Source organism: Rhodoferax lithotrophicus (assembly GCF_019973615.1).
Taxonomy (GTDB): Bacteria; Pseudomonadota; Gammaproteobacteria; order Burkholderiales; family Burkholderiaceae_C; genus Rhodoferax; species Rhodoferax lithotrophicus.
Genome location: NZ_AP024238.1, coordinates 341,024 through 366,668, shown reverse-complemented (window position 1 = coordinate 366,668; position 25,645 = coordinate 341,024). Strand labels below are relative to the sequence as shown.

The following is a 25,645-nucleotide window of genomic DNA, read 5'->3' as shown; positions in this document are numbered from 1 at the left end:
CTTGCGGCCTGGTTACTTGACGGTCTTGCGAATCTCTTCGACGATTTTTTTGGTGTCGCCACTCAAAGACGCATAAACCGGTTCCGTCTTGGCGCGAAAGGCTGCCAGATCCGGGTTCTCCACCACTTGCATACCCGCGGCTTTTAATGCTGCCAGCTGCGAGGCTTCGTTGTTACGCACAAACTTGCGGCCAGCAATGGAGGCGGTAGCTGCGGCATCCATAAACACCTTGCGGTCAGCAGCAGGCAGCTTGTCCATGAAAGCCTTGCTGCCGACAAACACCAACGCAGAATAGACGTGGCGTGTCAACGACAGGTATTTTTGACCCGCTTCATTGAGTTTGCCAGCGGAGATTACTGAAATCGGGTTTTCTTGCCCGTCGAGCACCCCCTGCTGCAGTTGCGTGGTGATGGGCCAGGCCATGGGCGTGGGATTCGCACCAATGGCGCGCCAGATGGCCAGGTGGGTCGGAGACTCCATGGTACGGATCTTCATACCTTTAAGGTCATCCGGACCCTGTACGGGGCGCTTGGAATTGGTCACATTGCGAAAACCATTGTCCAGAAAGTGCATGCCCACGAGACCGGATTTGTCAAACCGTTTGAGCAAATCCAGACCAATCGGGCCGTCCAGCACTTTGTCGGTGGCTTCATACGAGCTGAACAGGAAGGGCAGTTCCAGTGCCTTGATTTCGGGCACAAAGGCTTCAATGGGGCCGGTGGTGCAGACACTCATCTGTACCGTTCCCAACTGCAACTGCTGCAGCACCTGGGTTTCGCTCCCCAACGCAGCCGAGTGATGCACCACCACATCGTATTTACCAGGCAAAGCCTTGTCGACCTCTTCCTTGAACTTTTGCGCGGCCACCGTATGGACAAAAGTGGGGCCAGTGACCACACCAATATTAATTTTTTCAACGGCCATGGCCGGTAGTGCAAAAGCCAGACCGGTGGCACAGGCCAGAGCAGTCAAAGTACGGGAGACGAATTTCATGCTGTTTCCTTGAAGTGGGAGTCGTGTTTTTCTACATTTGGCAAACTGCCGCAGTGCTCATCAATGTGAGCGCGCCATCATACCTTTCGGATGAAGTCGGCACCTCCCGCGCAAGGCCGCAGGCCTGCAGCCAAGAAAGCCGCAGCGCATTAGCGCGGCAACGACTCCACCTCTTTGCGCCAGCGCTCCAGCAAGCGTTTGCGCTCGGCAGCTTTGCCGTATTTTTCAAAGTCGTATTTGATCAGCCGCACGTTGTCCAGCAGCGGAATACGCGGGTCGAGCTTGAAGGTTTTGTTGGCCGGTACTTGCAAGCTGTTGGCACGCCCGCCAATGGCCTGACCGGCCGGGCTCATCAGCCAGTCGTAATAACGTTTGGCGTTTTCCTTGTTGCGCTGGCCCTTGACCATGGCGATGCCGCCCACTTCATAACTGGTGCCTTCACATGGCGCCATGGTTTTCACCGGAAAGTTCTGATACCGCCAGCTGTCAAAACCAAAGATAAAGCTGATGCCGATGGCCACTTCGCCCTTGGCCACATTCGGGGCCTGGGCCTGGCCGCTGCGGGTGTAGCTGCTGATGTTTTTGTGCAGCTTTTTCATGTAGTCAAAGGCGGCCTCTTCCCCCATCATCTGCACCAGACCGGCCAGAATGGTGTAGGCCGTGCCACTGGATGCCGGGTGCGAAATTTCGATGTCGCCCTTGTATTCAGGCTTGATCATGTCAGCCCAGCACTTGGGTTCGGCCAGCTTCTTCTTTTTGAGCAGCTCGGTGTTCCAGCCAAAACCGATGGCCGAGGTGTAAAACCCGCCCACCAGGTTTTGTGTCATGGCGTATTGGCGCACGCTCCAGCTGTGCAAATCGTTCATGTACTCCGGGCGGTAGGGCTCCAGCAAGCCCTGCTCGGCAGCTTGCAGAAACGGGTCGCCGGTGCCGCCCCACCAGATATCGGTCTTGGGGTTGGCGGCTTCGGCCCGCAACTGGGCCCCAGCTTCACCGGTGGCTTTGTGGGACTGCAACACCTTGATGCCGGTGCTGCGGGTAAATCCCTGCGCGGCCAGCTCACACCAGCTCAGGTCAGTGCTGCAAATGGCATTCACCACACCCCGATCTGTTTGCGCAAAAACACCTGCAGCCCATGAAAATAAAGCGGCAACAGCTATTTTTTTCATAGTCGACATGATGGACTCCTGGAGGGTGTTGATCAAAACCGCTCATGCGGGGCCAGATAACGCCATTGCCCCACCGGCAGGTTACCCAGCATCACGTGGCCAATCCGCACACGCTTGAGGCCCACCACTTTCAGGCCAACTTGTTCACACATGCGGCGAATCTGGCGCTTTTTGCCCTCGGTGAGCACAAAGCGCAATTGTTCGGGGTTTTGCCATTCGACCTTGGCCGGTTTCAGGGCCTGGCCATCCAGGCTCAAACCATGGCGCAGCAGGGCCAGTTTGTCCGGCGGAAACACCGACTGCACGTCCTGGCTGACCGGGTCATCATCGTCAATACGGCTGAGCTGGATGGGCGCGGCGGGTTTGGGCCTGCCTACGCCCGGTGCGGCGGCGTAGGTGGCTGCGGCTGACGTGGCGGCAGCGGCATTGAGCACACCGGTGTACATCACCCGCACCAAGTATTCTTTTTCCATCACCGCATCTTCACCAATCAGCTGGCGTGCCACCCGGCCATCTTGCGTCAGCACCAGCAGGCCGGTGGAATCAATGTCGAGCCGACCGGCAGGCACCAGGCTTTTGAGCTGACTGGGGTGAAAGAAAAAGCGTGCGTTGTCCTCAGCCCAGCGGTTTTGCGGTTGCACCAGGGTAATGGCCGGTTCATGCCCGTCTTCGGCCTGGCCACTCACCAACCCCAGTGGCTTGTTGATCAACACCGTCACCTGTTTGGCCTGGGCTCCGGTGGCTTGTTTGTCCACCTCAATACGCACGTCGGGGGCCACCTGCATGCCCATCTCGGCAACCCGGCCATTCACCTTGACCCAACCCTTGGCAATCCATTCATCGGCCTCGCGGCGGGAAGCCAGACCCAGTTCGGCCATACGTTTGTTCAGGCGCAACGTGCCCCCGGCACCGTGGGCGGCGGTGTTGGTTTGCCCGGCAGGAATGGCAGGTTTGGCCACTGGAGGCGCGGCACGACGAAAAACGGGGGGTTTGGGAGTGTTCGGCATATGCTATTCAATTAGTAGCTTTATACGCTTATTTAATAAGCACTACAGGCCATTTTTATATAAAAATACGGATGATGCGGCTTGGGAGGCCTTCATCTGTAAAGACATCTCAGCGGCCCGGTTGACCCAGCACGGCCAGATAAGCCTGCCGGGTGGCCGGTGCCACCGCCTCCAGCAACTGCGGGTAGGTGGTTTGATGTCGCCCCAGCATACGCGCCGAGGCCACCAATTTGGAGCGGCAAAACCAATGGCAGCTGTGTTGCATCAAGAGCAGCTCAGCCATCACGGTGAAGGCCCGGCGTTTCGGACTCAAACCTTGCACATTGGCCACCGCCTGGCTGATCCCCTGACCATGCACGCCCATGAGTTTGCGCAAATCAAAAGTGCTGGAAGGAATCGCCAGCGACACAAACGGCAGCGCCAGCGGCAGGCGGCTGACCCGCGCCCGGGCTTCATACACCTCGGCAAAGTCCAGCACAAACTTGCCAAATTGGGCGGCCAGGGCCTGCTCTTGCGGCTCCAGATAACGCCACACCTGCGCCTGGCGATCCACATCAGCCTCGCCCAAAGCGCGGTGGTAACCCCCAAGCACATCCTGCATCAGCTTTTCAATCTGGAACTTGCCCAGGTAACTGCCCAGCAAGACCACGCGCTCGGCCTGCTCGCGTGATTTAAAAAAGTGCAGCGCACCCAACAACAGAACACAAACAACAAGAATATCCATCAATTCATCACAAAAATAAACAAGCTGCCCGAGTGTAGTGGGCAGGTGTGGGGCTGCGCCGGGTGGACTCAAGCGTCTTTTGAGGCTGATTGAAGCTGCTCCAGCGCCAGCAGCAAGCTGGTGCGGTGCTCGCGGGACACCACTTGCCAGGGCAGGCCGGTCAACGCACCCTCCAGTGCCCACAGCAGGTTCAAGCTGGCCGCTGGTGTAACTCGCTTGACCCGCGCATAGGCTGCCACGGCCCCCAGTTTGCGCAATTGCGCCACGGTGTTGATCCCGGCGGCCTGGAGCATTTGCTGTGATCTCGGCCCCAGATTGGGCAGCTCGGCCACGGCCTTCACCCCACGGCCAGCTTGTGGACGCGGTTTTTTCAGCGGCCGGGTGGCGGCCAGCTCGTCCAGCGCTTCGGCCGTGACCCGCACCCACAGGCCCAGGCTGTGGCGGTCGTCCCACAGGTCGGCGCTGACCAGCAGATGCGGCCGCGCTTTGGGGTACGGGATGCCCTCCACCGGCTCGGGCATGAGGGCACGCACTTGCGGCAGGTTTTTCAGAAACAACTGGTTGTCGCACACCAGGCCGACCGGTTTGCCGGCAAAGTACAGACAGTATTCGCCAAACATCTTGCGAGCCGATACCGGGCCGCAGCCGCTGAGCTGATCCAGCAAAAAGTCCATGGTGCTTTGGGAAGTGGCCATGAGGCAGGTCCTATGAAGATGAAGAGGGCAGCGCACACAGCGCGTGCGCAAAGGCATCGACCTGGGCCCAGTCGGTGAACTCAAAGCTGCGCGTGGTGTCGGTTGGGCCGTGGGTGATGAGCATGATCAGGCGGATCATCTGGCGATCCACAAAACCATAACGCGGGTAGTCCAGCCGCCCGGCAAACACCGCCGCCAAGGGCGGCTGCCAGTCGATACTTTGCAAAAACTTGCGGGCATAGGGGTTGGTTTGCGGCGTGTTTTTGTTGGGCTTGCGGGCCACCACGTTGACACTGAAAAACGCGCTGGGTCGGCTTTGCAAAGCGGCCAGATGCTGCGCAATAAACGCCGCCACATTGGGCCGGTGGTGCCCGTAGCGGATGCTGGCCCCGATCACCACGCGGTCATAACCGTCCAGAGCCTGTGGCGGCTCCTGATCGATGTTTTTGATGACTGTTTTAGCCCCTAGAGCTTGTAAAACATGCGCAAGGCGCTCGCAAATGTGTAGCGTGTGACCATCGATGGTGGAATAGGCAATCAGGATGCGCTCGGTCATGGAAGTTCACTCGTCATCCAGTTGGGGTTTGAAGGCGCTGGCCAGGCGCTGCTGGGTCTCGGGGCTGACCGGTGCGTAATGCGAAAACACCAGGCTGTAGCTGCCCTGCCCGCCGGTCAGGGACTTCAGCCGGCCTTGGTAGTCACCCAGCTCGGCCAGCGGCATTTGGCCGCTGATGCTGACCGTGCCTCCAGCACGTGCTTGTGAGCCGGTGATGTGGCCGCGCTTGGCCGCCAGATCGCCGGTGAGGTCACCCATGGCGGACTCGGGCGAGATCACTTCGATGTTGACCAGTGGCTCCAGCACGATCGGCCGGGCCTCGCGCATGGCCAGCAGCGTGGCCTTGCGTGCCGCCGCAATGAAGGCCACTTCTTTGCCATCCACCGCATGGGTTTTGCCGTCGAACACAGTGACGCGCAGGTCATGCACCGGAAAACCCGCCACCACACCCTCTGCCAGGGCCTGGTGCACGCCTTTTTCCACCGCCGCCATGAACACGCCGGGAATCGCACCACCCTTGACCACGTCGACAAACTCAAAACCCGCACCGCGCGCCAGCGGCTCCACGCGCAGCATGACCTCGCCAAACTGACCGGCTCCGCCGCTTTGTTTTTTGTGGCGGCAATGGCCTTCGGCCTGGCCGGTGATGGTCTCGATGTAGGCAATTTGCGGCACGCTGGTGGCCAGCTCCAGCTTGTATTGCTGTTGCAGGCGCAGCAGCTTGGCGCGCAGGTGCATGTCGCCCAGACCACGGATCACCGTCTCGTTGGTGCCGGGATGGCGCTCAACCTTGAAGCAGGGGTCTTCCAGCTCCAGTTTGTGCAGCACCTCAAACAGGCGCTGCTCGTCGCCCTTGCGCTGGGTTTGCACCGCCAGGCCTTGCATCGGCTGCGGCAGGGCCAGGGGGCGCAGGTGAATCTGATCTTCGTCGTGCGAGTCGTGTAACACCGCATCCCATTCAATCTCATCGACCTTGGCCACTGCACCAATGTCGCCGGGCAGCAGCGCGTCCACCTCCACATAGTCTTTGCCTTGCAGTTGGTAGAGGTGCGCCACCTTGAACGGGCGTTTGCCGGAGCCGACGAACAACTGCGCGTCCTTGCGCAGCGTGCCCTGGTGTACCTTGAACACGCCCAGTTTGCCGATGAAGGGGTCCATCACCACCTTGAACACATGGGCCAGCACATGGGCGCTGGCATCGGGTTGGGCGGCAAAGGCCTGCGCCGCTGCGGGCACATCACCTTTGTAAAACGCGGGCGGGTTGCCCTCTGCCGGGTTCGGGGCCAGCTTGACCAGCACGTCCAGCAACTGGGGCAGGCCCGCGCCGGTTTTGGCCGAGACAAACAGGATCGGGATCAAATGTCCGCTACGCAGGGCGGCCTCAAACGGGGCGTGCAGCGCGTCACCGCTGGGTTCAACACCGTCTTCCAGGTAACGCGCCAGCAAATCTTCGTCTTCTTCGATCAACTGATCCAGCAAGGCCCGGTGCGCCACCGCCACCGAGGCAAAGTCACTCGCGCCGTCGTCATGGCCCAGCAGCTCCACCACCTCCTGGCCGTGCGCGGTGGGCAAATCCAGCAGCAGGCATTGCGGGCCGAAGCGGCTGCGGATGTCCTCCACCAGGGCGCTCAAATCCAGGTTGTCGGCATCGATCTTGTTGATGACAATCATGCGACACAGGCCGCGCTCACCGGCCTGGTGGAACATACGCTCGGTGCTGAGCTCAATGCCGGTTTGGGCGCTGATCACCACCAGGGCGGTATCGGCCCCGGCCAGGGCCCCCAGGGCCTGGCCGGCAAAGTCAGGGTAGCCGGGGGTGTCAATCAGGTAGATGTGCGTGCCGGCCTGTTGCAGGCTGACGATGGCCGATTGCAGCGAGTGACCGAGTTGTTTTTCCACCGGGTCAAAGTCACACACGGTGTTGCCTTTTTCCACCGCACCACGGCTGGGGATTGCGCCAGTAGCGGCCAGCAGACTTTCTGCCAAAGTGGTTTTGCCCACTGCGCCGTGGCCGACCAGGACGACGCTGCGAATGTGTTCGGATGCCTTGCTGTTCATGACTTTGCCTTTAAGTGAAAAAACTTGTCAGACAAGTCTACGCCGCCCCAAACGGCAAACGTTGACTTAAGTCAGAGGTGCACCACAGGCAAAACGGGGGCAACACTCAACCAGGAAACAGCTCAGGACTGCGCGCCACCAGGTGTTTCAACGCGGCAAAGCAGTTGGCATCCAAGGCCGTACCGACGTTTTCGGCCATGATGCCCAGGGTTTGGTCCACCGGCACCGCCCCCCGGTAGGGCCGCTCGGCGGTGATGGCATCAAAGATGTCGGCGGTGGTGATGATGCGGGTTTCCAGTGTGATGTCGGCCCCGGCCAACCGCTTGGGGTAGCCGTTGCCGTCCAGTCGCTCATGGTGCGCGGCCGCTACCACCGCCAATTCGTCAAAAATCCGCACCCGGCTCAAGATGGCCTCGGTATAGCTGGCGTGGCGTTGTACGGCTTTCCATTCAGCATCATCCAGCTTGCCGGGTTTGTCCAGAATGGCATTACTCACCCCCAGCTTGCCCACGTCGTGCAACAGCGCACCGCGTTTGAGCCAACGCCGGCGCGACTCCGGCACCTGCATGGCTTCACCCAGCAGCGCGGTGTACAAGCCCACACGGGCACTGTGGCCAGCGGTGTACGGGCTTTTGGCATCCACCACCTGGCCAAAGGCCTCGGTGATGTCATCCAGGTAATCCTCGTCCATACGCACCTCATGGCCCCCTGGCTCCATGGCGTACACCGTGCGCTCCAACTCGGTCGAGCCCAGCATCTGCCAAAACAAGGGTGCTTGGCAGACCGCCAAAAACACATCCACCAGTTCGGGGTCAAACCAGCTGCCACGGCGCGCCTGCACTTCGGCCAAGGCGGTGGCCTGGCCGCTGGCGGCATGGTGCACATCAATCACCTGGGCCAGCAAGGCAATACGGGCGTTGACGGGAATGCGGTGGCCCGCCAAATGGTCCGGGCGGCCCTGGCCGTTCCAGTGCTCGTCCAGCGCATGGATGCCTTGTGCCACACTTTCAGGAAAACGCAACTGGCGGGCAATGTCGGCACCACGGGTGCAACGCGTCTGGATCAACTCCTGGGCGATGTCGTCACCATGTTTCAGAATGCCGCCAAGCGCCCGCAGCCGATCCATCAATCCGGCTTGTGGTCCGGTTTGGCGCAAAACAAAACGCAGCACCTGGGGCAAACTGCCATCCACCCATTTGAAGTCACGCTTGAAGCTCAGGTCGTCCGTGACATACAGCTGGCAGATCCGCGCGGCATTGCTGGAGCAACCCAGGTCTTTGAGCAGCAGGGTGTAATACAACGTCCACAGCTCGTCATTGGACAAGCCCAGACGTTGACCGATGTGCATGCCAATCCAGCAACAGCGCACACAGTGGCCTTCGGGCTGACCCTCTGTGATGTCGAGCGCATGACTCAACGCGCCCATGAGTTCAGCAAGTTTCAGCGATTGCACTTTGGGCTCCTGTCCAACATGAACCGTCGTCAGCGATGACACACCCGACGGAGCGAGTTCTGGATACACATTCTTACAATAAATAGCCTCTAGCGCTTATGAAACATGCGCTAACAGCTATTAATTAAGGAGCTAAAGAGGGTGTTCGGCATAAAACTTTCCCCCGTGGTAAAGCAGCGGTGAAGCCCCGGCGCGATGGGCGCAGTGCTCCACTTCGCCGACAAAAATCACGTGATCACCTTCCACATAACGACTGCGGTTAAAACACTCGAAGGTGGCCACCGCACCGGCCAGCAACGGTGCGCCGCAGGCCCCTTCCACAAAGTCCACATCGGCAAACCGGTCCACACCCCGCGTGGCAAAACGCAACGCCAGCGCCTGCTGATCGGCCCCGAGGATATTGATGGCGTAGTGGCTGCCTTGACGAAACGCATCCATGGTGGAAGCTGCCTGGGCCAGGCTCCACAACACCAGGGGCGGCGAGAGTGACACCGAGTTGAACGAGTTGGCCGTCAGACCCACCAGTTGCCCATCTTGGGCACGGGCGGTCACGATGGTCACGCCAGTGGCAAACATGCCTAAAGCGGTACGAAATTCGGGACTGGAAAATTGAGGCGCGCGTGCGCGCAAAGGGGACATGAGCATGCCGGGAAATTTAACCGATATCGCATCGACTCGGTGAACATCAGGGTTATGCCGGGGGTGAACAGGCGCTGACTGGCTGGCCTCTAAAATTCAAGCATGCGCATCATCCCCATCTTGGTCGTTCTTTTTGCTACACATTTCGCAGCTGCTTACGCAGATGAAATAAAGGTTTGTGATGGTTTTTATGCCAAACTGCCAAACGTTTCGCTGGCACTTTGCCAGCAAGCGCAGTTGCAACCCAGTGGGATGCGCAGCGTACAGGGTCGAGCCCTGATGCTGCGCGACATTCATCCCAACAACGCCAAATTACGTGTGCTGGTGGTCGCGGCCATGCATGGCGACGAGTTTTCCTCGGCCTCGGTCGCGCTGCACTGGCTGGCGTTGGCGCAAGCCGCGCCCGAGGCCACCCACTGGCGTTTTATTCCGGTGCTGAACCCTGACGGCCTGCTGCGCCAGCCGGCACGGCGCATGAACGCCCATGGGGTGGACTTGAACCGCAACTTTCCCACCCCCAATTGGCAGCTCGAAACCAAAAATTACTGGGAGAAACTCACCCACAAAGACCCGCGCCGCTGGCCCGGCAAAACGCCGTTGAGCGAACCTGAATCAAAGTTCTTGCATGATCAGATGGGTAGCTTCAAGCCCGATGTGATTGTCAGCATCCACGCCCCCTACGGCGTGCTGGACTTTGACGGCCCGGTGATGCCACCAACCAGACTGGGGCGGCTGTACCTGGATCAGGTGGGTGTGTTTCCCGGCTCACTGGGTAACTATGCGGGTGTACACAATGCCATGCCGGTGGTCACCGTCGAGCTCCCCAGTGCCTTGCGTACACCGACCGATGCCGAGATGCTCAAGATGTGGCGCGATTTACGCACCTGGATGAAGCAGACACGGCTGGCAAGCCGATAACACCTCACAACAAGCCGCAGCCCACTATCCAGGCGACCTTGAGCTGGGCCACGTAACATCCACCGCGGTCACTCGCAAGCGCTCCTGCAACCCACCCCGCACCTCTATGAACCGACACCTCTGGCTACTGGCCATTTGCCAAGGACTCTTCCTGACCAACAACGTGACCTTTATCGCCATCAATGGCCTGGTCGGATTCAGCCTGGCGCCTTTGGGCTGGATGGCGACGCTGCCGGTGATGGGTTATGTGGTGGGCGGGGCATTTTCAACCGGTTTGGTGGCCAAGACGCAGCACCGCTTTGGCCGCAAGACTTCGTTCCAGATGGGCTTGTGGGTGGCTTGTCTGAGTGCCCTGCTGTGCGCCTACGCCGCCTGGAGCCAGAATTTCTGGCTGTTGTGCAGCGCCACCTTGGTCGCCGGGTATTACAACGCCAATGCCAACCTGTACCGCTTTGCCGCAGCCGAACTGGCGACAGTGGGGTACAAGGAAAAAGCGGTGTCGATGGTCATGGCCGGTGGTCTGATAGGGGCCGTGGCAGGCCCCAATCTGGCGGCCCTGACCCGCAGTCTGACCGTTGTGCCGTTCATGGGAGCCTACCTGGCGCTGGCCGGTGTGGCGCTGTTGTCGATGGTGGTGCTGGCGTTCATCACTTTTCCGCCAGCACCTGCCAAAAAGCCGCATGACGAGGGTCGCCCTCTACGCGAAATCATGCGCCAGCCCACCTTCATGGTGGCGGCAGCGTGTGGAGCCCTGGGCTTTGGGGTCATGAATCTGCTGATGGCCGCCACACCGCTGGCCATGCAGCAATGCAGTTTGCCGTTTTCGGATGTAGCACTGGTGCTGGAATGGCATGTGATTGGCATGTTTGCGCCGGGCTTTTTCACCGGCCACCTGATCAAACGCTTCGGCGTAGTGCCCATCATGGGTATAGGCGTGCTGCTGAACGCCGCGTGTATTGCCATTGCGCTATCTGGCATCGACCTGCAGCAGTTTTTGATAGCGCTGTTCTTGCTGGGTGTTGGCTGGAACTTCCTGTTCACCGGCAGCACCACCTTGTCACTGCAAACCTATACGCCAGAGGAGAAGGACCGGGCCCAGGGGGCACTGAATTTCTGCGTGTTTGCGACCACGGCGCTGAGCTCATTCGCCTCCGGCGTGCTGGTCACCACACAAGGCTGGCAGTTGCTCAACGCGGGCTCCTTGATCCCGGTGGGTGTCGCTGGCGCGGCCCTTGTTTGGCTCCAAACCCGCGCCCAAACCAAGGGTAAACCCTAGGACTTAATTACATTTGCCAAAATACAATTCAGAAGCGGTTCTTATTTAGCGATCAGAAAAGCAAGCGAGTTCGGAGCCCTTCGGGGCTCCTTTTTTATGCCTGATCGGCTTTGGGAAGGCGCTGCAACTGTATTTGCGCCTGCGCGCCGTACAGCGGCACACTCAACAAGCGCGATACCCCGCTGGCCACCATGGTCGTGGCCATCAGACTGAGTACCAGAGCGTGACCATCGACCATTTCCATCACAATGATGAAGGCCGTCAGAGGGGCTTGTGTGACGGCCGCCAAAAACCCGGCCATACCCAGCGCCATCAGCGTGGGGGCATTGGCGTAGTGCGTCAAGTGCGCCACATCATTGCCCAAAGCCCCGCCAATCGACAGGGCGGGCGCAAAAATGCCGCCCGGCACACCCGCCCAGGCGGTCAGCCAGGTGGCCATGAACTTCAGCAGCACATACAGCGAATGAGGGTCATCGTGCCCCTCCAGCATGGCACGGCTGTGTGCATAACCTGAACCAAAGGTCTGGCCCTGGCTGACCAAGCCAATCACGGACACGGCCAGACCACAAGCCGCTGCAAATGCCACCGGACGACGCTGACGCCATTGACTGAACCGATCCATGGATTGCCCCTTGATCGACACCAGTAACAGCCGTGCAAACAAGCCACCTGTCAGCCCGCAGAACACGGACACCAGCAAGCCTGGCAGCAAGAGCCCCCAGCTCAGGTTGTCCACCCGGATGACCCCAAAATAAGTAGAGTTGCCGTAGACCGACACGGCCATCAAACCACTCAGCACAATGGCGGCCATCAGCAAGCCACTAGAGCGTTGCTCGGGTTTACGGGACAGCTCTTCAATGGCAAACATCACACCACCCAGCGGTGTATTGAAGGCAGCGGCAATACCGGCAGCCCCGCCAGCCATCAGCAAGCCATGCTCCGACACCTGCGATTTGTCAGGTAACCAGCGTCGTGCATGGTGCATGACCCCGGCGGCAATTTGCACCGAAGGGCCTTCACGCCCCAGAGAGAGCCCGGCCAGCAAGCCCCAGGTCGCCAGGGCCATTTTGGACAAGCTCAATTTCAGCGACACATACAGGCCACGCTGCGTGGGTGCCACGCGGCTGTCCAGCGCCGCCATGACTTGCGGAATACCAGAGCCCGCGGTACCGATGACATAACGACGCGTCACCCACACGATGGCCGCGGTGCACAGTGGTGTCCATATCAGCGGCCACCAGGTGTAGCGGTGCTGCACCTGTTCAAACGCACCAAAAGCCAGTTCGGTCATCCAGGTGAAAGCAACCACCGTCAACCCTGCCAAGGCGGCAAAGGCCATCACCAGAATGCGCCCTGCCCAGACACGCCAGTCCACCATCTCGCTGCGTATGGCTTGGAGAATTTCATCCCGGTTAACGTTTGCATGCATGGATTTTTATAAAGTATGGTGCACTTGGCACGATGACATCTCTGGAGACATGCCCGTCTGGAATTATATTTATACGAATGTATTTAAGGATAATACCCCCCAAAAACACAACGTCTAGGGCAGACCACAGCCGTTCAAGTGACTTTTGGCTTCCCCTGTCAAACGGTCCGTTTGATCCACGATTTGATCGAGCGGCGCGCCTTTGGCACAGGAACCGCTTTTGCGTTGGATCAACTGGCCCAGTGCAACGTCAGGAGCACTGGAAAGCTGTCCAACAGACCCCATTCAGCTCTAAGATGGCGGGCTGTTCACTCTTGCACATCCGCTTTTATGCCGCGTTCCAATAGACCCACGTTACCAACGCCCCCCTCTATCCAGGTGCTGCGCCGCTTTCGGGTGGTATTCAACGCCGTGCGTAGCCATTTCAAGCAAATTGAAAAACAGGTCGGATTGGGGGGCGCACAGGTATGGGCACTGAACGCCATCCGCGACCAGCCAGGTATCGGGCTCGGCGAGCTGGCCAAGTGTATGGACGTGCACCAATCCACTGCCAGCAATCTGGTGCGGGGCTTGCTGCAAAAGGACCTGATCCGCATGGACAAAGGTATTCAGGACAAACGCCATGTGCACTTGCACATCACGCCACTGGCTCAAGAACTGCTGACGAAAGTGCCGGGGCCATTTGAAGGGGTATTACCAGCCGCCCTGGATGACTTGCCCACCGACACCCTGCAGAGGCTTGATCAAGACCTGGCTGAATTGATCACACGGCTTCAAGTAGACGTTGCCGCAGAAAACATTCCACTGGCGCAGTTGTAAGCTTGTTCAGATCAGCGAATACATCATGGGGGAACTGTGCCTGGAGATGACAAGATCCTCCAGGGCAGCACATTCAATCGGACGGGTGATCAGGTAGCCTTGCAGCAAAGTACACCCCAGCGCCAGCAGTTGGTCTTTTTGAGCCTGTGTTTCCACACCTTCAGAAACCAGTGTGATGCCCATGCTATGCCCGATGGCAATGATGGCTTTCACAATCGCCTGGGCTCTTTCACTGGTGGTGAGTTCATTCACAAAAGCCTTGTCAATCTTGAGTTCGGCCAGAGGCAGGGTTTGGATGTAAGACAACGATGAATACCCCGTGCCGAAGTCATCAATTGAAAAACTCAAGCCCAGTGCACAAAGCTCACGCATTTTGGCAATCACTTCATGCTTGTCCTGCATCACGATGCCTTCGGTGACCTCCAGGCGCAACAGATGCGGTGAAGCGCCCGTATCCTGCAGGATGTGGGATATACGCGCCACAAAATCAGTCTCGGTGAACTGGCGCGGGCTCACGTTCACACTCAGGGTCAAGTGACTCAGTTGTGGCACTTGAGCCCAGCGCGCCAGGGTTTCGCAAGCCAGACGAACTACCCAGTCCCCCATGGCCACAATGGCCCCGGAGTCTTCAGCCAGCGGAATAAATTCCACGGGTGATACCTGACCATGCTGCGGATGATGCCAACGCATCAGGCACTCCGCCCCTCTGGCCTGGTTTTCCGCATCCACTTGTAATTGGTAGAGCAGTTTGAGCTGGCCATCACGCAGGGCCAGATTCAGATCGTTGCTCAGGGCCATGCGTGCGTTGAGAACTTTCTGGGCCTGCGGGTCATACTGGCGAATCAGATTGCGGCCATCCTGCTTGGACTTGTACATGGCCACATCCGCACGCTTAAGAACTTCCGTCAGCGGTTCATCAATCAAACCAAACAAGGCCACCCCAATGCTGCCGCTGCAGGTGTAGTGCAAGGCTTGGGCATACAAACCCGTTTCATTGTGGGTATCGAGTTCAAAAGGATCCAGCAAGGCGTGATGAATACGTTCGGCCATCTCCATCACTTGGCTTAAGGCCTGTTCTTCACTGGTACTCAGGCCCGACATCATCACCACAAACTCATCCCCGCCCAGACGAGCAGCCAGGTCATTGGGACCAATCAGCAAGCGCAGGCGACCCGACATGAGCTTGAGCAATTGGTCTCCCACCGAATGGCCATGGGCATCATTGAGGTTTTTGAAATGATCCAGATCAATAAACATCACACCGGCCAACGTACCCTCTAGCAGCGCAGACTCCAGCGTAGTCTGCAAACGCTCAAGAAACATTCGCCGATTGGGTAAAGCCGTGAGGGGATCAAAGTAGGCAAGCTGGCGAATATCGTCGGCTGACTTCTTTTGCGCCGAGATATCTGCAAACGAGCCCACAAAACCGGTCAGGCCTGTTGCAGGATTGCGAATGGTGGAAATACTCACCATACAAGGCACGTCCGAGCCACTGCGATGACGGCACATCAACTCACCCTGCCAACGACCATGCGACTGCACGACTTCCCACATCTTGCGCATGGTGCCGTGTAACACGGTTGCACCACGCAACACCACAGTGACCTGCCCCACCAGATCAGCCTCGGCAAAGCCCAAAATACTGGTCATGGCCGGGTTGGCGCGCTGGATACGCGTGAGCCCGTCCGTGACGATCAACCCCACCTGGCTATTAAAGGCCGCAGCAGTGAGCTCCAGCGAAGTTTGTGCCTCCCGGTTCAGGTGGGTGAGCTCTTTCAGGCGCTGGTTGCTGCGCCACAAATGGGCCAACATGAGCAGCCCAAAAGACAACAGCAAAGCGCCCAACACCTCAATCCAGTGCTTATAACGCCACCATACATCCTGCCAAGTGTGCATCTGGTCTTGTCCTGGATACACCTGCAGGCGTCGCATCAAATCTTCGACCTGTGAATAACTTGCGGGGATTGAAAAGCTCTGGTAGCGCCCAGCACGAGCCGCCTCGGAGTCTGCCTGGATTTGCAGCAACCCCACCAACACGGCCTTGGTCAATGCTGGTGGCGTGTGGGGCATGGCTGCCCAGGGCCACTCGGCGTACAGGGCCGTTGACAGCAATTGGGGAAACCGATCTGCAGGCTGAAGATTGAGTACACGCAGTTGCGTCAAATCCAGCTTGGCCGCAGCCATCATTTGCTCCAGCACTCCCGTGCGGACAATCCCGACATCGGCCTGGCCAGCCAGCACCGCCAGCACCACACGTTCGTGCGGCACACCTAAAAAACTTAACTGCACATCACGGGAGTTGTTCAAGATGAGCTGGTTGTCACGAAACACGTCCGCCGCCATCAAAAAGCCACCGAGTGAATTCACCCCAACAGCCGCAACACGTTTGCCACGCACCTGTTCCAGGGTGTGAATATTGCTTTTGGCAGGGGTAAAAATGACGCTGCCAAAGTGATCCACCACCTGATCACCCACCCGCTGGTTGATGGTGACCATTGGGCGCAGCATGTGCTTGTTGCGCAGCACCACATAATGCTCAGGGTTGGTCAGCACAAAGTCGAGCCGATCCTCCTGAACCGCCGCATCCAGCTCTTCATAAGTCAGCGGCACGATTTCAAACTGTGTTTCTGGCACCCAGTGTGCCAACGCCATCGCGGTCGGCAACCACTGGGCCAGTGTGTCTGCCTTGCTTTGAAACGACAGTACACCAATGTGCACAGGCGAAACAGCCTGTGCCACACTTGCACTATAAAAGCAATATAAGAAGACGAACCATCGAGATTTTCTCAGCATGATCGGGATTAAATCACGCTAAAAGCCTTTATGTCGTTCCGAGCTGCTCCCAGCGTTCTAGCGCCGCCAGTAATTCGTCGTCAATTTGTGCGCTGCGGGTGGCCAGTTTGAGGGCACGGGCATTGTCAATGGCATACAGGCTGCCATCGGCCAGCAGGCTGTTGATGTCTTGTTGCTCGGCTTCGAGCTTGGCAATCAGATCCGGCAAGGATTCAAGCTCACGCTGCTCCTTGAAGCTGAGTTTGCGCGCTTTGCCGGGCGCAGCCACGGGAGTCGAGGGAACAGGGGGAACTGGCAAATTCTCTGCAACATTCTTTTTTGATAGCTGCTCACGCCCGTAATTAAAGCTCTGCGTGCCTTTTTGACCTTTATTTTTGGCAATTTCATTGGCCCGCTTGGTCTGTGTCAGCCAATCCTGCACGCCGCCTTCAAACTCGCGCCAGTGGGCATCCCCCTCATAGGCAATGGTGCTGGTGACCACGTTGTCCAGAAAGGTGCGGTCGTGGCTGACCAGGAACACCGTGCCGTCAAAGTTCTGCAGCAACTCTTCAAGCAGCTCCAGGGTGTCGATGTCCAGGTCATTGGTCGGCTCATCGAGCACCAGCACATTGGCCGGGCGGGCAAACAGGCGCGCCAGCAGCAGGCGATTGCGCTCGCCGCCGCTCAAACTGCGTACCGGCGAGTTGGCCCGTGCTGGCGAAAACAAAAAGTCCCCCAGGTAGCTTTTGACGTGCTGGCGGCGGTTGCCGATTTCGATCCATTCACTGCCGGGGCTGATGAAGTCTTCCAGCGTGGCATCCAGATCCAGCGCATTACGCATCTGGTCAAAGTAAGCCACGGTGATGTTGGCCCCCTGGCGCACCGTGCCCCAGGCACTCTCGCCAGGGCCCGGTTTGGGTGCGTTGAGCGGGGCCGGGTCGGCCTTGAGCTCACCCAGAATCAGTTTGAGCAGCGTGGTTTTGCCCGCGCCATTGGGGCCGAGCAGGCCAACCTTGTCACCGCGCAGGATCACGGTGGAGAAATCATCGACAATTTTGCGCTCGCCAAAACTCTTGCTCACATGGGTGAGTTCGGCCACCAACTTGCCGCTGACGGCTCCGCTGGCCACATCGAGTTTGACGCTGCCCAGCGCATCACGGCGGGCTTCACGGTTGGCGCGCAAGACCTCCAGCTGGTTGATGCGCCCTTGTGCCTTGGTACGCCGCGCTTCCACGCCACGGCGAATCCACACTTCTTCTTGAGCCAGCAGCTTGTCGGCGCGTGCGTTAATCACCGCTTCTTGCGCGGCCTGCTCGGCTTTTTGGGTCAGATAGGCGGCGAAATTACCGGGATACGACTGCAACTTGCCCCGATCCAACTCGACGATGCGGGTGGCCACGTTGTCCAGAAAACTGCGGTCATGCGTCACCGTGACAATGGAGCCTTTGAAATCGCACAACAGGCCTTCGAGCCACTCAATACTGTCCAGATCCAGGTGATTGGTAGGCTCATCAAGCAGCAGCACATCCGGCGCGGCCACCAGAGCCTGCGCCAGCGCCACGCGCTTTTTGTTGCCGCCAGAGAGCGTGCCAATCAGCACCTCAGGCTCCAGATGCAGCCGGTGCAGGGTTTCAGCAACGCGCTGCTCCCAGTTCCAACCGTCCAGCGCTTCGATTTCGCTTTGCATGGCATCCAGATCACCGTGCCCCTGGGAATATTCATCAATCAGGGCAATGACCCTTGCCATACCTGCGCTAACAGCTACGAATACAGTAGCATCTGCCTCCAGCTGAGGCTCCTGCGCTACATAGGCAATGCGGATATTGTTTTGCACCTGGAGGGTGCCATCGTCAGGTTTTTCTAAGCCGCCCAAAATTTTGAGCAGCGAAGACTTGCCTGCGCCATTGCGGCCGATCAGGCCTACGCGCTCTTGGGTCTCCAGAGAAAAAGTGGTGTGATCCAGCAGCGGGACGTGCCCAAAAGCCAGCTGGGCGTCAAGTAGTGTGATGAGTGCCATATGGGCATGATTATCCGGGATGGGGCTAGGCTCGCATCCTTCGCCCCATTGGATGCCGAAACTCTGAGAATTTGCCTGGCCCGGTGTTACGGCTTCATCCCGCCAACAGGCTGTCAGCCGTCACATAGGGGTAGCCCAAGGTGTTGGCCACCGCCTCAAACGTGACCTTCCCGGCGCAGACGTTCAAGCCATTCTTCAGATGCGGGTTGTCTCTCAAAGCGGTTTTCCAGCCCTTGTCAGCCAACGCCACGGCATGACCGATGGTGGCGTTGTTGAGGGCAAATGTGCTGGTGCGCGCCACGGCTCCGGGCATATTGGCCACACAGTAATGCACCACACCATCGACCATGAACGTTGGCTCGGCATGGGTGGTGGCATGACTGGTCTCGAAACAGCCTCCTTGGTCAATGGCCACATCCACCACCACGGCACCTTGTTTCATGCGGCTGATCATGCTGCGGGTGACCAGTTTGGGCGCAGCAGCACCTGGAATCAGCACGCCTCCGATGACCAGATCAGCGTCCAGCACCGAGTCTTCCACTGTTTGGACGCTGGAAAACAGGGTGTGAATGCGGTTGCCAAACACCAGATCCAACTGGCGCAAGCGTTCCACATTTTTGTCTAGCACGGTCACTTTGGCTCCCATACCCACCGCCATTTGCAGGGCGTGTGTGCCCACCACGCCAGCGCCCAGAATCACCACATGGGCTGCAGGCACACCGGGCACCCCTCCGAGCAACACGCCCATGCCACCTTTGGATTTTTCCAGATGTGCCGCACCTGCCTGCACCGACATGCGGCCAGCTACCTCACTCATCGGGGCCAGTAGCGGCAAACCGCCACCCGGACCGGTGATGGTTTCATAAGCGATACACACTGAACCTGATTTGACCAACGCTGCCGTTTGTTCCGGGTCAGGTGCCAGATGCAGGTAGGTGTAGAGAACTTGCCCTGGCCGCAGCATGACACACTCTTGCGGCTGGGGTTCTTTGACCTTGACAATCATTTCAGCCTGGGCGAACACTTGCGCCGCATCGTTGGCGAGTTGTGCTCCAGCCGCCACGTAATGCTCATCCAGAAGTCCAATCGCAGCACCTGCACCCCGCTGCACCAATACATTGTGGCCGTGCTGGGTAAGTTCGCGCACACTAACCGGCGTAAGACCGACACGGTATTCATGATTTTTGATTTCTTTGGGGCAGCCGATCAACATGACTTGTCTCCGATGGTGTTTTGAAGATCCGCAGTGTGGAGCAAGCCGCATCACATGGCTAGAAACATCAAATTTTGCAGCCCATCATTCACTTTGCTAATGAATTTTCAGTGTTGATCCGAACCGGTGATGTCTTGTTCAGAAAATTTGACACGCCGATCCTGAACTCCCGAGTTCGACTACAAGGACTTCCCCACCTTTGTCAAACACGTTTATTTGAACTCAGTTTTGAGTTGATTGAACCGCCCTAGCGAGGCGACCGCTCACTGCTTAGGCGACCCCTAACTACATTGCGATATGCCTATGACAAGTTGAACGTAACGATTGGGGCCAGAGCGGGGGAATTTGCTAAAAACACCATCACTCTATAACAGTGTTGCCAATATAAAAACTTAAATTCGTGCAATTACAAAATCAGATTTTCAAACGGACAAGTCGTTGATTTACTTGGAAATTGAAGTGTGTTGGAGCATTTAGCTGTCGAACCCGGTATATCTGTGATGTATAGCTGCAGGCAAGCCCTTTTTGACTAAAAAAAAGCCCACTTTTTGTGGGCTTTTTTCAGTTGAATACTCAACTTTTTTGGTTGCGCGAGAAGGATTTGAACCTCCGACCTTTGGGTTATGAGCCCAACGAGCTACCAGACTGCTCCATCGCGCGATATCTTAATTATAGCTTATTCTGAAGCAACTTGGCCTTCAGCAGTAAATACTTCTGAAGAACTACGTTCTACGAACTCAACGAGGGCCATCGGTGCGTTATCACCAACACGGAAACCCATTTTAAGTATTCTTGTGTAACCACCCGGGCGAGCTTTAAAGCGCGGGCCCAACTCATTAAAAAGTTTTACAACACTGTCACGATCACGCAATCGATCAAATGCCAATCGACGGTTAGCAACAGTTGCTTCTTTTGCTAACGTAATCATCGGCTCAACAACTCGGCGTAGTTCTTTAGCTTTTGGTACAGTGGTTTTGATAACTTCGTGTTCGATCAAAGAATTCATCATATTCCGAAGCATTGCCAATCGGTGAGACGATGTTCGATTTAATTTTCGCAAGCCTAATCCGTGACGCATAACAATTCCTTTAATTATTTAAGACAGCCGTACAAGGTACTGTCAAGTGTTTAAAACCAATTCGTGAAATTAACGTTTTTCAAGAGCAGCTGGTGGCCAACTCTCAAGTTTCATGCCAAGAGTTAAACCACGGGAAGCCAATACTTCCTTGATTTCATTGAGTGATTTACGTCCCAGATTTGGTGTCTTCAACAACTCATTTTCAGTACGCTGAATCAGGTCACCAATGTAGTAAATATTTTCAGCTTTTAGACAGTTTGCAGAACGTACCGTTAATTCTAATTCATCAACTGGACGTAAAAGTACTGGATCGAATTGAGAACTAGATCTTGAAGATGAAGAAACGATTGTGTCTACTTCGCCGCCCTCCAGTTGAGCAAAAACAGCCAATTGCTCTACCAATATTTTGGCCGAAGCGCGAACAGCATCCTCTGCCGTGATGGCACCATTAGTTTCGATATCAACGATTAACTTATCTAAGTCAGTGCGCTGCTCAACACGTGCACTCTCTACTGTATAGCTTACACGCTTGACTGGCGAATATGATGCATCCAAGATAATGCGGCCAATTGATTTGCTCGGCTCATCACCATGACGTCGAACTGTTCCGGGTACATACCCGCGACCTTTCTCAATCTTAATTTGCATATCAAGCTTCCCGCCATGCGACAAGTTAGCTATTACATGCTCTGGATTTATGATTTCGACATCATGCGGCGTTTGAATATCAGCAGCCGAAACAACCCCTTCAACGTCCTTGCGTAAACTCAACGTGACTTCGTCACGATTGTGAAGCTTAAAGACAACACCTTTCAAATTCAAGAGAATGTTAACTACATCTTCATGAACGCCATCGATGGATGAGTACTCGTGAAGTACTCCTGCAATTGTCACTTCTGTTGGCGCGTAGCCTGGCATAGATGAAAGCAGAACACGACGTAACGCATTTCCCAAAGTATGACCGTAGCCACGCTCAAAAGGCTCCAAAACAACCTTTGCCCGATTTGTCGAAAGTTGCTCGACATGAATTGTTTTTGGCTTCAGTAAACTAGCTTGCATGAATAAATCCTCTCAATACCCCCGACTCGTTACATCGGTAAGGCTGACTAAACGCAGGAAGGCCAACGAAGGCCCTCTCAGCAAAACAAAAACCAGTGAGTGAAATTAGCGTGAATACAACTCAACAATCAAAGACTCATTCACATCAGCTGCAAACTGATCACGATCTGGAACAGATTTGAATACACCTTCTGCTTTCTCAACATTAACATCCACCCAAGCAGGCATTCCAACTTGTTGAGCCAACTGCAAAGCTTCTACAATCCGATTCTGCTTGGCTGATTTTTCACGAACAGCAACAACATCACCAGACTTCACCATGAATGAAGGTATATTGACTGATTTTCCATTTACAAGCATCGCTTTATGGGAAACCAATTGGCGAGCTTCTGAACGTGTGGATCCGAATCCCATACGGTAGACAACATTATCCAAACGACATTCAAGAAGACCTAACAGGTTTGCACCTGTGTTACCTTTTCTGCGATCAGCTTCTTCAAAATAGCGACGAAACTGCTTTTCCAGAATACCATACATGCGTTTTACTTTTTGTTTCTCACGCAATTGCACACCATAATCCGATGTACGTGCACCAGAAGTACGGCCATGCTGGCCTGGTTTGGAATCAAACTTTGCCTTATCTCCAATTGAGCGACGTGCACTCTTAAGAAATAAATCTGTTCCTTCGCGACGGGAGAGTTTGGCCTTGGGGCCTAGATAACGTGCCACTTTAATTTCCTTTATTTATCTTCCGCATTTTTTGCGGGAGCCACAAGCAGGTAGTCTGTGGCGGTGGGCTTAATAAACTTAGATACGACGACGCTTTTGTGGGCGGCAACCGTTGTGAGGTACTGGGGTCACATCTGAAATCATGTTGATACGAATTCCAAGCGCGGCCAAAGCACGAACAGATGACTCACGACCAGGCCCTGGGCCTTTGATTTCGACATCAAGATTTTTAATGCCTTGATCAATAGCAACACGACCTGCAACTTCTGATGCTACTTGAGCGGCAAATGGAGTTGATTTACGCGAACCTTTGAAACCCTGTCCACCAGAAGATGCCCAAGATAAAGAGTTTCCCTGCCGATCAGTGATCGTAATAATCGTGTTATTAAAGGAAGCATGAACGTGTGCAATTCCGTCAGCAACATTTTTGCGTACTTTCTTGCGTACACGTTGAGCAGCGTTATTTGCGGGTGCTTTAGCCATAGTGATCTTTCAGTAGCCGTTATTTCTTCAGGGATGCCGCTGCTTTGCGCGGACCTTTACGCGTACGGGCATTTGTACGCGTCCGTTGACCTCTTAATGGTAAACCACGACGATGACGGAAACCGCGGTAGCAGCCAATATCCATCAAACGTTTGATATTCATCGTTGTCTCACGACGGAGGTCACCCTCAATCGTAAATTTCGCAACTTCGTCACGAACTTTTTCCAACTCAAGATCTGTAAGATCTTTGATTTTTTTGGAAAAATCAATTCCGCAAGATTCACATATCTTGCGTGCGCGGCTGCGACCAACACCAAAAATAGCAGTCAAGCCAATTTCAGAATGTTTTTGCGGGGGAATATTAATACCAGCGATACGTGCCATTTTGGTCCTCTATAACTCTTGCGCTCAACCCTGACGTTGTTTATGCCGAGGATCTGTACAGATCACACGCACAACACCTTTACGTCGAATGATTTTGCAATTGCGGCAAATCTTCTTTACCGAAGCCGAAACTTTCATTGCGTTCTCCTAAACAATTTCTAAAATATATTTACTTAGCTCGAAACACAATTCGTGCACGGCTTAGATCGTAGGGTGTCAACTCAACAGTCACTTTGTCTCCAGGCAATATCCTTATGTAATGCATTCGCATTTTTCCAGAAATATGCCCCAACACAATATGACCATTTTCGAGTTTGACTCGGAATGTAGCATTGGGTAAATTTTCAACTATCTCACCCTGCATTTGAATTACATCATCTTTTGCCATATTTAACCTCAAGAAGCCTTAAAGTTAGCTTTTTTTAGCAAAGATTCATACTGTTGTGACATCAGGTAGTTTTGCACTTGAGCCATAAAGTCCATCGTAACAACAACAATAATTAACAAGGATGTTCCACCAAAATAAAAAGGCACGTTGTACTTTAGTATCAAGAACTCCGGCAACAAGCAAACCAAAGTAATATATATAGCACCGATAAACGTGAGTCTCAATAATATCTTATCAATATACTTCGCAGTGTTATCACCCGGTCGAATACCAGGAACAAAAGCACCACTTTTTTTAAGATTTTCAGCGGTTTCTTTACTATTAAAAACAAGCGCCGTATAAAAGAAACAGAAGAAGATTATTGCGGCAGCATACAACATGACATAAATTGGCTGACCAGGAGTTAAGGAGCCGGAAATATCCTTCAGCCAACGCATTGAATCACTAGCACTAAACCATCCGACCACCGTTGCAGGCAATAAAATGATAGAAGATGCAAAAATTGGCGGAATTACACCTGCCATATTCAATTTAAGTGGTAAATGTGATGACTGACCACCATAAACCTTATTACCAACTTGTCTACGTGCGTAATTCACAAGTATTTTCCGTTGCCCACGTTCTACAAATACAACGAAATAAGTAACCAGTGCAACCAAAACAACTATCAGCATCGAAACAATAATACTCATTGCTCCGGTACGAACCAACTCAAGTAGACCACCAACAGCATTAGGCAATCCGGCTGCAATTCCTGCGAAAATCAAAATTGAAATTCCATTGCCGAGTCCTCTTTCTGTAATTTGCTCACCTAGCCACATTAAGAATAAAGTACCAGCAGTAAGCGTCACGACCGCCGTCATACGAAAACCGAAACCTGGTGAAATCACTAAACCGGCAGAACTTTCAAGCGCAACTGCGATACCTAACGACTGAAACAACGCCAATCCAAGCGTTCCGTAGCGGGTGTATTGTGTTATTTTTCGACGCCCTGCTTCACCCTCTTTTTTCAGCTGTTCAAATGCTGGTAATACATATCCTAGCAATTGCATAATAATCGATGCCGAAATATATGGCATGATTCCAAGAGCGAAGATTGTAAATCTAGATAATGCTCCGCCGGAAAACATATTAAACATCCCTAGGATGCCACCTTGTTGTCCTTTGAAAAACTGCTGCAACTGATTTGCATCAATTCCTGGAACCGGAATATGTGCACCTACGCGATAAACCACAAGTGCAAGTAATAAAAAGACAAGACGACGACGAAGATCACCGTACTTGTCTGTTTTTACCGATAGTGCCGAACTAGAGGTTACCACTTACTAGCTTTCAATATTGCTTTAATCTACGCTACCACCAGCAGCCAAAATAGCTGCTTTAGCGGCTTCGGTAGCACCAATGCCACTTAACTTGTAAGCTTTTGTCACAGTGCCTGTTTTAATCACTTTAACAACTTTGGCCAATTCACTTACCAAACCTGCTTGTTTCAGCAAAACAACATTGATATCTGATGTTTCCAACAAATTCAAAGCGTCCAATGTGATTTCTGCATTGAACTTCAACAAAGCAGATTTGAAGCCACGTTTTGGTAAACGACGCTGCATGGGCATTTGTCCACCCTCGAAGCCTACTTTATGGTAACCACCAGCGCGTGATTTTTGACCTTTATGTCCACGCCCTGCTGTTTTTCCAAGACCAGAGCCAATACCACGCCCTACGCGGCGTTTGTAGTGTTTTGCGCCGTCCGCCGGCTTAATGCTATTAAGTTCCATTGTTTACCTC

25 protein-coding genes and 1 tRNA gene are annotated in these 25,645 nt (G+C 55.0%); 3 read left to right on the top strand and 23 right to left on the bottom strand.

Features of this window, described 5'->3' with window-relative positions; translation table 11 throughout:
- Positions 1-12: 12 nt before the first annotated feature.
- From LDN84_RS01695 to LDN84_RS01655, 9 genes are all read right to left on the bottom strand, one after another.
- The gene (locus LDN84_RS01695; protein ID WP_223907240.1) at positions 13-993 is read right to left on the bottom strand and encodes a DctP family TRAP transporter solute-binding subunit; all 981 of its coding nucleotides are present in this window, start codon (positions 991-993) and stop codon (positions 13-15) included.
- A gap of 149 nt (positions 994-1,142) precedes the next feature.
- The gene (locus LDN84_RS01690) at positions 1,143-2,171 is read right to left on the bottom strand and encodes an ABC transporter substrate-binding protein (RefSeq protein WP_223907237.1); all 1,029 of its coding nucleotides are present in this window, start codon (positions 2,169-2,171) and stop codon (positions 1,143-1,145) included.
- 23 nt (positions 2,172-2,194) lie between these two features.
- Positions 2,195-3,169 (bottom strand): pseudouridine synthase, encoded by a 975-nt coding sequence (locus LDN84_RS01685; protein WP_255610441.1) that lies wholly within the window; start codon positions 3,167-3,169, stop codon positions 2,195-2,197.
- A gap of 109 nt (positions 3,170-3,278) precedes the next feature.
- The gene (locus LDN84_RS01680; RefSeq protein WP_223907235.1) at positions 3,279-3,893 is read right to left on the bottom strand and encodes a hypothetical protein; all 615 of its coding nucleotides are present in this window, start codon (positions 3,891-3,893) and stop codon (positions 3,279-3,281) included.
- A 68-nt stretch (positions 3,894-3,961) separates the two neighbouring features.
- The gene (locus LDN84_RS01675) at positions 3,962-4,588 is read right to left on the bottom strand and encodes a TfoX/Sxy family DNA transformation protein (protein ID WP_223907232.1); all 627 of its coding nucleotides are present in this window, start codon (positions 4,586-4,588) and stop codon (positions 3,962-3,964) included.
- Positions 4,589-4,598: 10 nt separating this feature from the next.
- Entirely contained in the window at positions 4,599-5,144 is a 546-nt protein-coding gene (gene hemG / locus LDN84_RS01670) for a menaquinone-dependent protoporphyrinogen IX dehydrogenase (protein ID WP_223907229.1), read from the bottom strand.
- Between the two features lie 6 nt (positions 5,145-5,150).
- On the bottom strand, positions 5,151-7,202 hold the full coding sequence (gene fusA, locus LDN84_RS01665) for an elongation factor G (protein ID WP_223907226.1): 2,052 nt from the start codon (positions 7,200-7,202) through the stop codon (positions 5,151-5,153).
- A gap of 106 nt (positions 7,203-7,308) precedes the next feature.
- Entirely contained in the window at positions 7,309-8,655 is a 1,347-nt protein-coding gene (locus tag LDN84_RS01660) for an HD-GYP domain-containing protein (protein WP_223907222.1), read from the bottom strand.
- Between the two features lie 132 nt (positions 8,656-8,787).
- Positions 8,788-9,294, bottom strand: coding sequence for a flavin reductase family protein (locus LDN84_RS01655; protein ID WP_223907219.1), 507 nt, complete (start codon positions 9,292-9,294; stop codon positions 8,788-8,790).
- Positions 9,295-9,396: 102 nt separating this feature from the next.
- Here LDN84_RS01655 and LDN84_RS01650 point away from each other — a divergent pair, with 102 nt between their 5' ends.
- Together LDN84_RS01650 and LDN84_RS01645 are read left to right on the top strand one after the other, a co-directional pair.
- Positions 9,397-10,212: a M14 family zinc carboxypeptidase gene (locus LDN84_RS01650; protein WP_223907216.1), complete on the top strand. Its 816-nt coding sequence runs from the start codon at positions 9,397-9,399 to the stop codon at positions 10,210-10,212.
- 106 nt (positions 10,213-10,318) lie between these two features.
- Positions 10,319-11,488, top strand: coding sequence for an MFS transporter (locus tag LDN84_RS01645; RefSeq protein ID WP_223907214.1), 1,170 nt, complete (start codon positions 10,319-10,321; stop codon positions 11,486-11,488).
- 94 nt (positions 11,489-11,582) lie between these two features.
- On the opposite strand, the gene LDN84_RS01640 is transcribed toward LDN84_RS01645, so the two are convergent.
- Entirely contained in the window at positions 11,583-12,917 is a 1,335-nt protein-coding gene (locus LDN84_RS01640) for a chloride channel protein (protein WP_223907211.1), read from the bottom strand.
- 330 nt (positions 12,918-13,247) lie between these two features.
- On the opposite strand from LDN84_RS01640, the gene LDN84_RS01635 reads away from it, so the two are divergent.
- Positions 13,248-13,736: a MarR family winged helix-turn-helix transcriptional regulator gene (locus tag LDN84_RS01635; RefSeq protein ID WP_223907207.1), complete on the top strand. Its 489-nt coding sequence runs from the start codon at positions 13,248-13,250 to the stop codon at positions 13,734-13,736.
- A gap of 6 nt (positions 13,737-13,742) precedes the next feature.
- On the opposite strand, the gene LDN84_RS01630 is transcribed toward LDN84_RS01635, so the two are convergent.
- The 13 genes from LDN84_RS01630 to rplO form a co-directional block, all read right to left on the bottom strand.
- Positions 13,743-16,475 carry an EAL domain-containing protein gene (locus LDN84_RS01630; protein ID WP_223907204.1) on the bottom strand — a complete coding sequence of 911 codons (2,733 nt, stop codon included), beginning with the start codon at positions 16,473-16,475 and terminating at the stop codon, positions 13,743-13,745.
- An 82-nt stretch (positions 16,476-16,557) separates the two neighbouring features.
- Complete coding sequence (locus LDN84_RS01625) at positions 16,558-18,525, bottom strand: ATP-binding cassette domain-containing protein (RefSeq protein WP_223907201.1); 1,968 nt, start codon at positions 18,523-18,525, stop codon at positions 16,558-16,560.
- A 94-nt stretch (positions 18,526-18,619) separates the two neighbouring features.
- Positions 18,620-19,738: an alanine dehydrogenase gene (ald, locus tag LDN84_RS01620; RefSeq protein ID WP_223907198.1), complete on the bottom strand. Its 1,119-nt coding sequence runs from the start codon at positions 19,736-19,738 to the stop codon at positions 18,620-18,622.
- Between the two features lie 583 nt (positions 19,739-20,321).
- A tRNA-Met gene (locus LDN84_RS01615) sits at positions 20,322-20,398 on the bottom strand.
- A 16-nt stretch (positions 20,399-20,414) separates the two neighbouring features.
- The gene (gene rplQ / locus LDN84_RS01610; protein WP_223907195.1) at positions 20,415-20,816 is read right to left on the bottom strand and encodes a 50S ribosomal protein L17; all 402 of its coding nucleotides are present in this window, start codon (positions 20,814-20,816) and stop codon (positions 20,415-20,417) included.
- 69 nt (positions 20,817-20,885) lie between these two features.
- Entirely contained in the window at positions 20,886-21,875 is a 990-nt protein-coding gene (locus LDN84_RS01605; RefSeq protein ID WP_223907194.1) for a DNA-directed RNA polymerase subunit alpha, read from the bottom strand.
- 105 nt (positions 21,876-21,980) lie between these two features.
- A complete protein-coding gene (gene rpsD, locus LDN84_RS01600; protein WP_223907191.1) occupies positions 21,981-22,604 on the bottom strand; it encodes a 30S ribosomal protein S4 in 624 nt (207 codons plus the stop codon).
- Positions 22,605-22,682: 78 nt separating this feature from the next.
- Positions 22,683-23,087, bottom strand: a complete 405-nt coding sequence (gene rpsK, locus LDN84_RS01595; protein ID WP_223907188.1) for a 30S ribosomal protein S11 — start codon at positions 23,085-23,087, stop codon at positions 22,683-22,685.
- Positions 23,088-23,106: 19 nt separating this feature from the next.
- A complete protein-coding gene (rpsM, locus tag LDN84_RS01590; protein ID WP_223907184.1) occupies positions 23,107-23,472 on the bottom strand; it encodes a 30S ribosomal protein S13 in 366 nt (121 codons plus the stop codon).
- 24 nt (positions 23,473-23,496) lie between these two features.
- Positions 23,497-23,610 (bottom strand): 50S ribosomal protein L36, encoded by a 114-nt coding sequence (gene rpmJ / locus LDN84_RS01585; protein ID WP_012348927.1) that lies wholly within the window; start codon positions 23,608-23,610, stop codon positions 23,497-23,499.
- A gap of 31 nt (positions 23,611-23,641) precedes the next feature.
- Positions 23,642-23,860: a translation initiation factor IF-1 gene (gene infA, locus LDN84_RS01580; RefSeq protein ID WP_223907181.1), complete on the bottom strand. Its 219-nt coding sequence runs from the start codon at positions 23,858-23,860 to the stop codon at positions 23,642-23,644.
- An 8-nt stretch (positions 23,861-23,868) separates the two neighbouring features.
- A complete protein-coding gene (gene secY, locus LDN84_RS01575; protein ID WP_223907175.1) occupies positions 23,869-25,182 on the bottom strand; it encodes a preprotein translocase subunit SecY in 1,314 nt (437 codons plus the stop codon).
- A 21-nt stretch (positions 25,183-25,203) separates the two neighbouring features.
- A complete protein-coding gene (rplO, locus tag LDN84_RS01570; protein WP_223907172.1) occupies positions 25,204-25,635 on the bottom strand; it encodes a 50S ribosomal protein L15 in 432 nt (143 codons plus the stop codon).
- Positions 25,636-25,645: the final 10 nt, after the last annotated feature.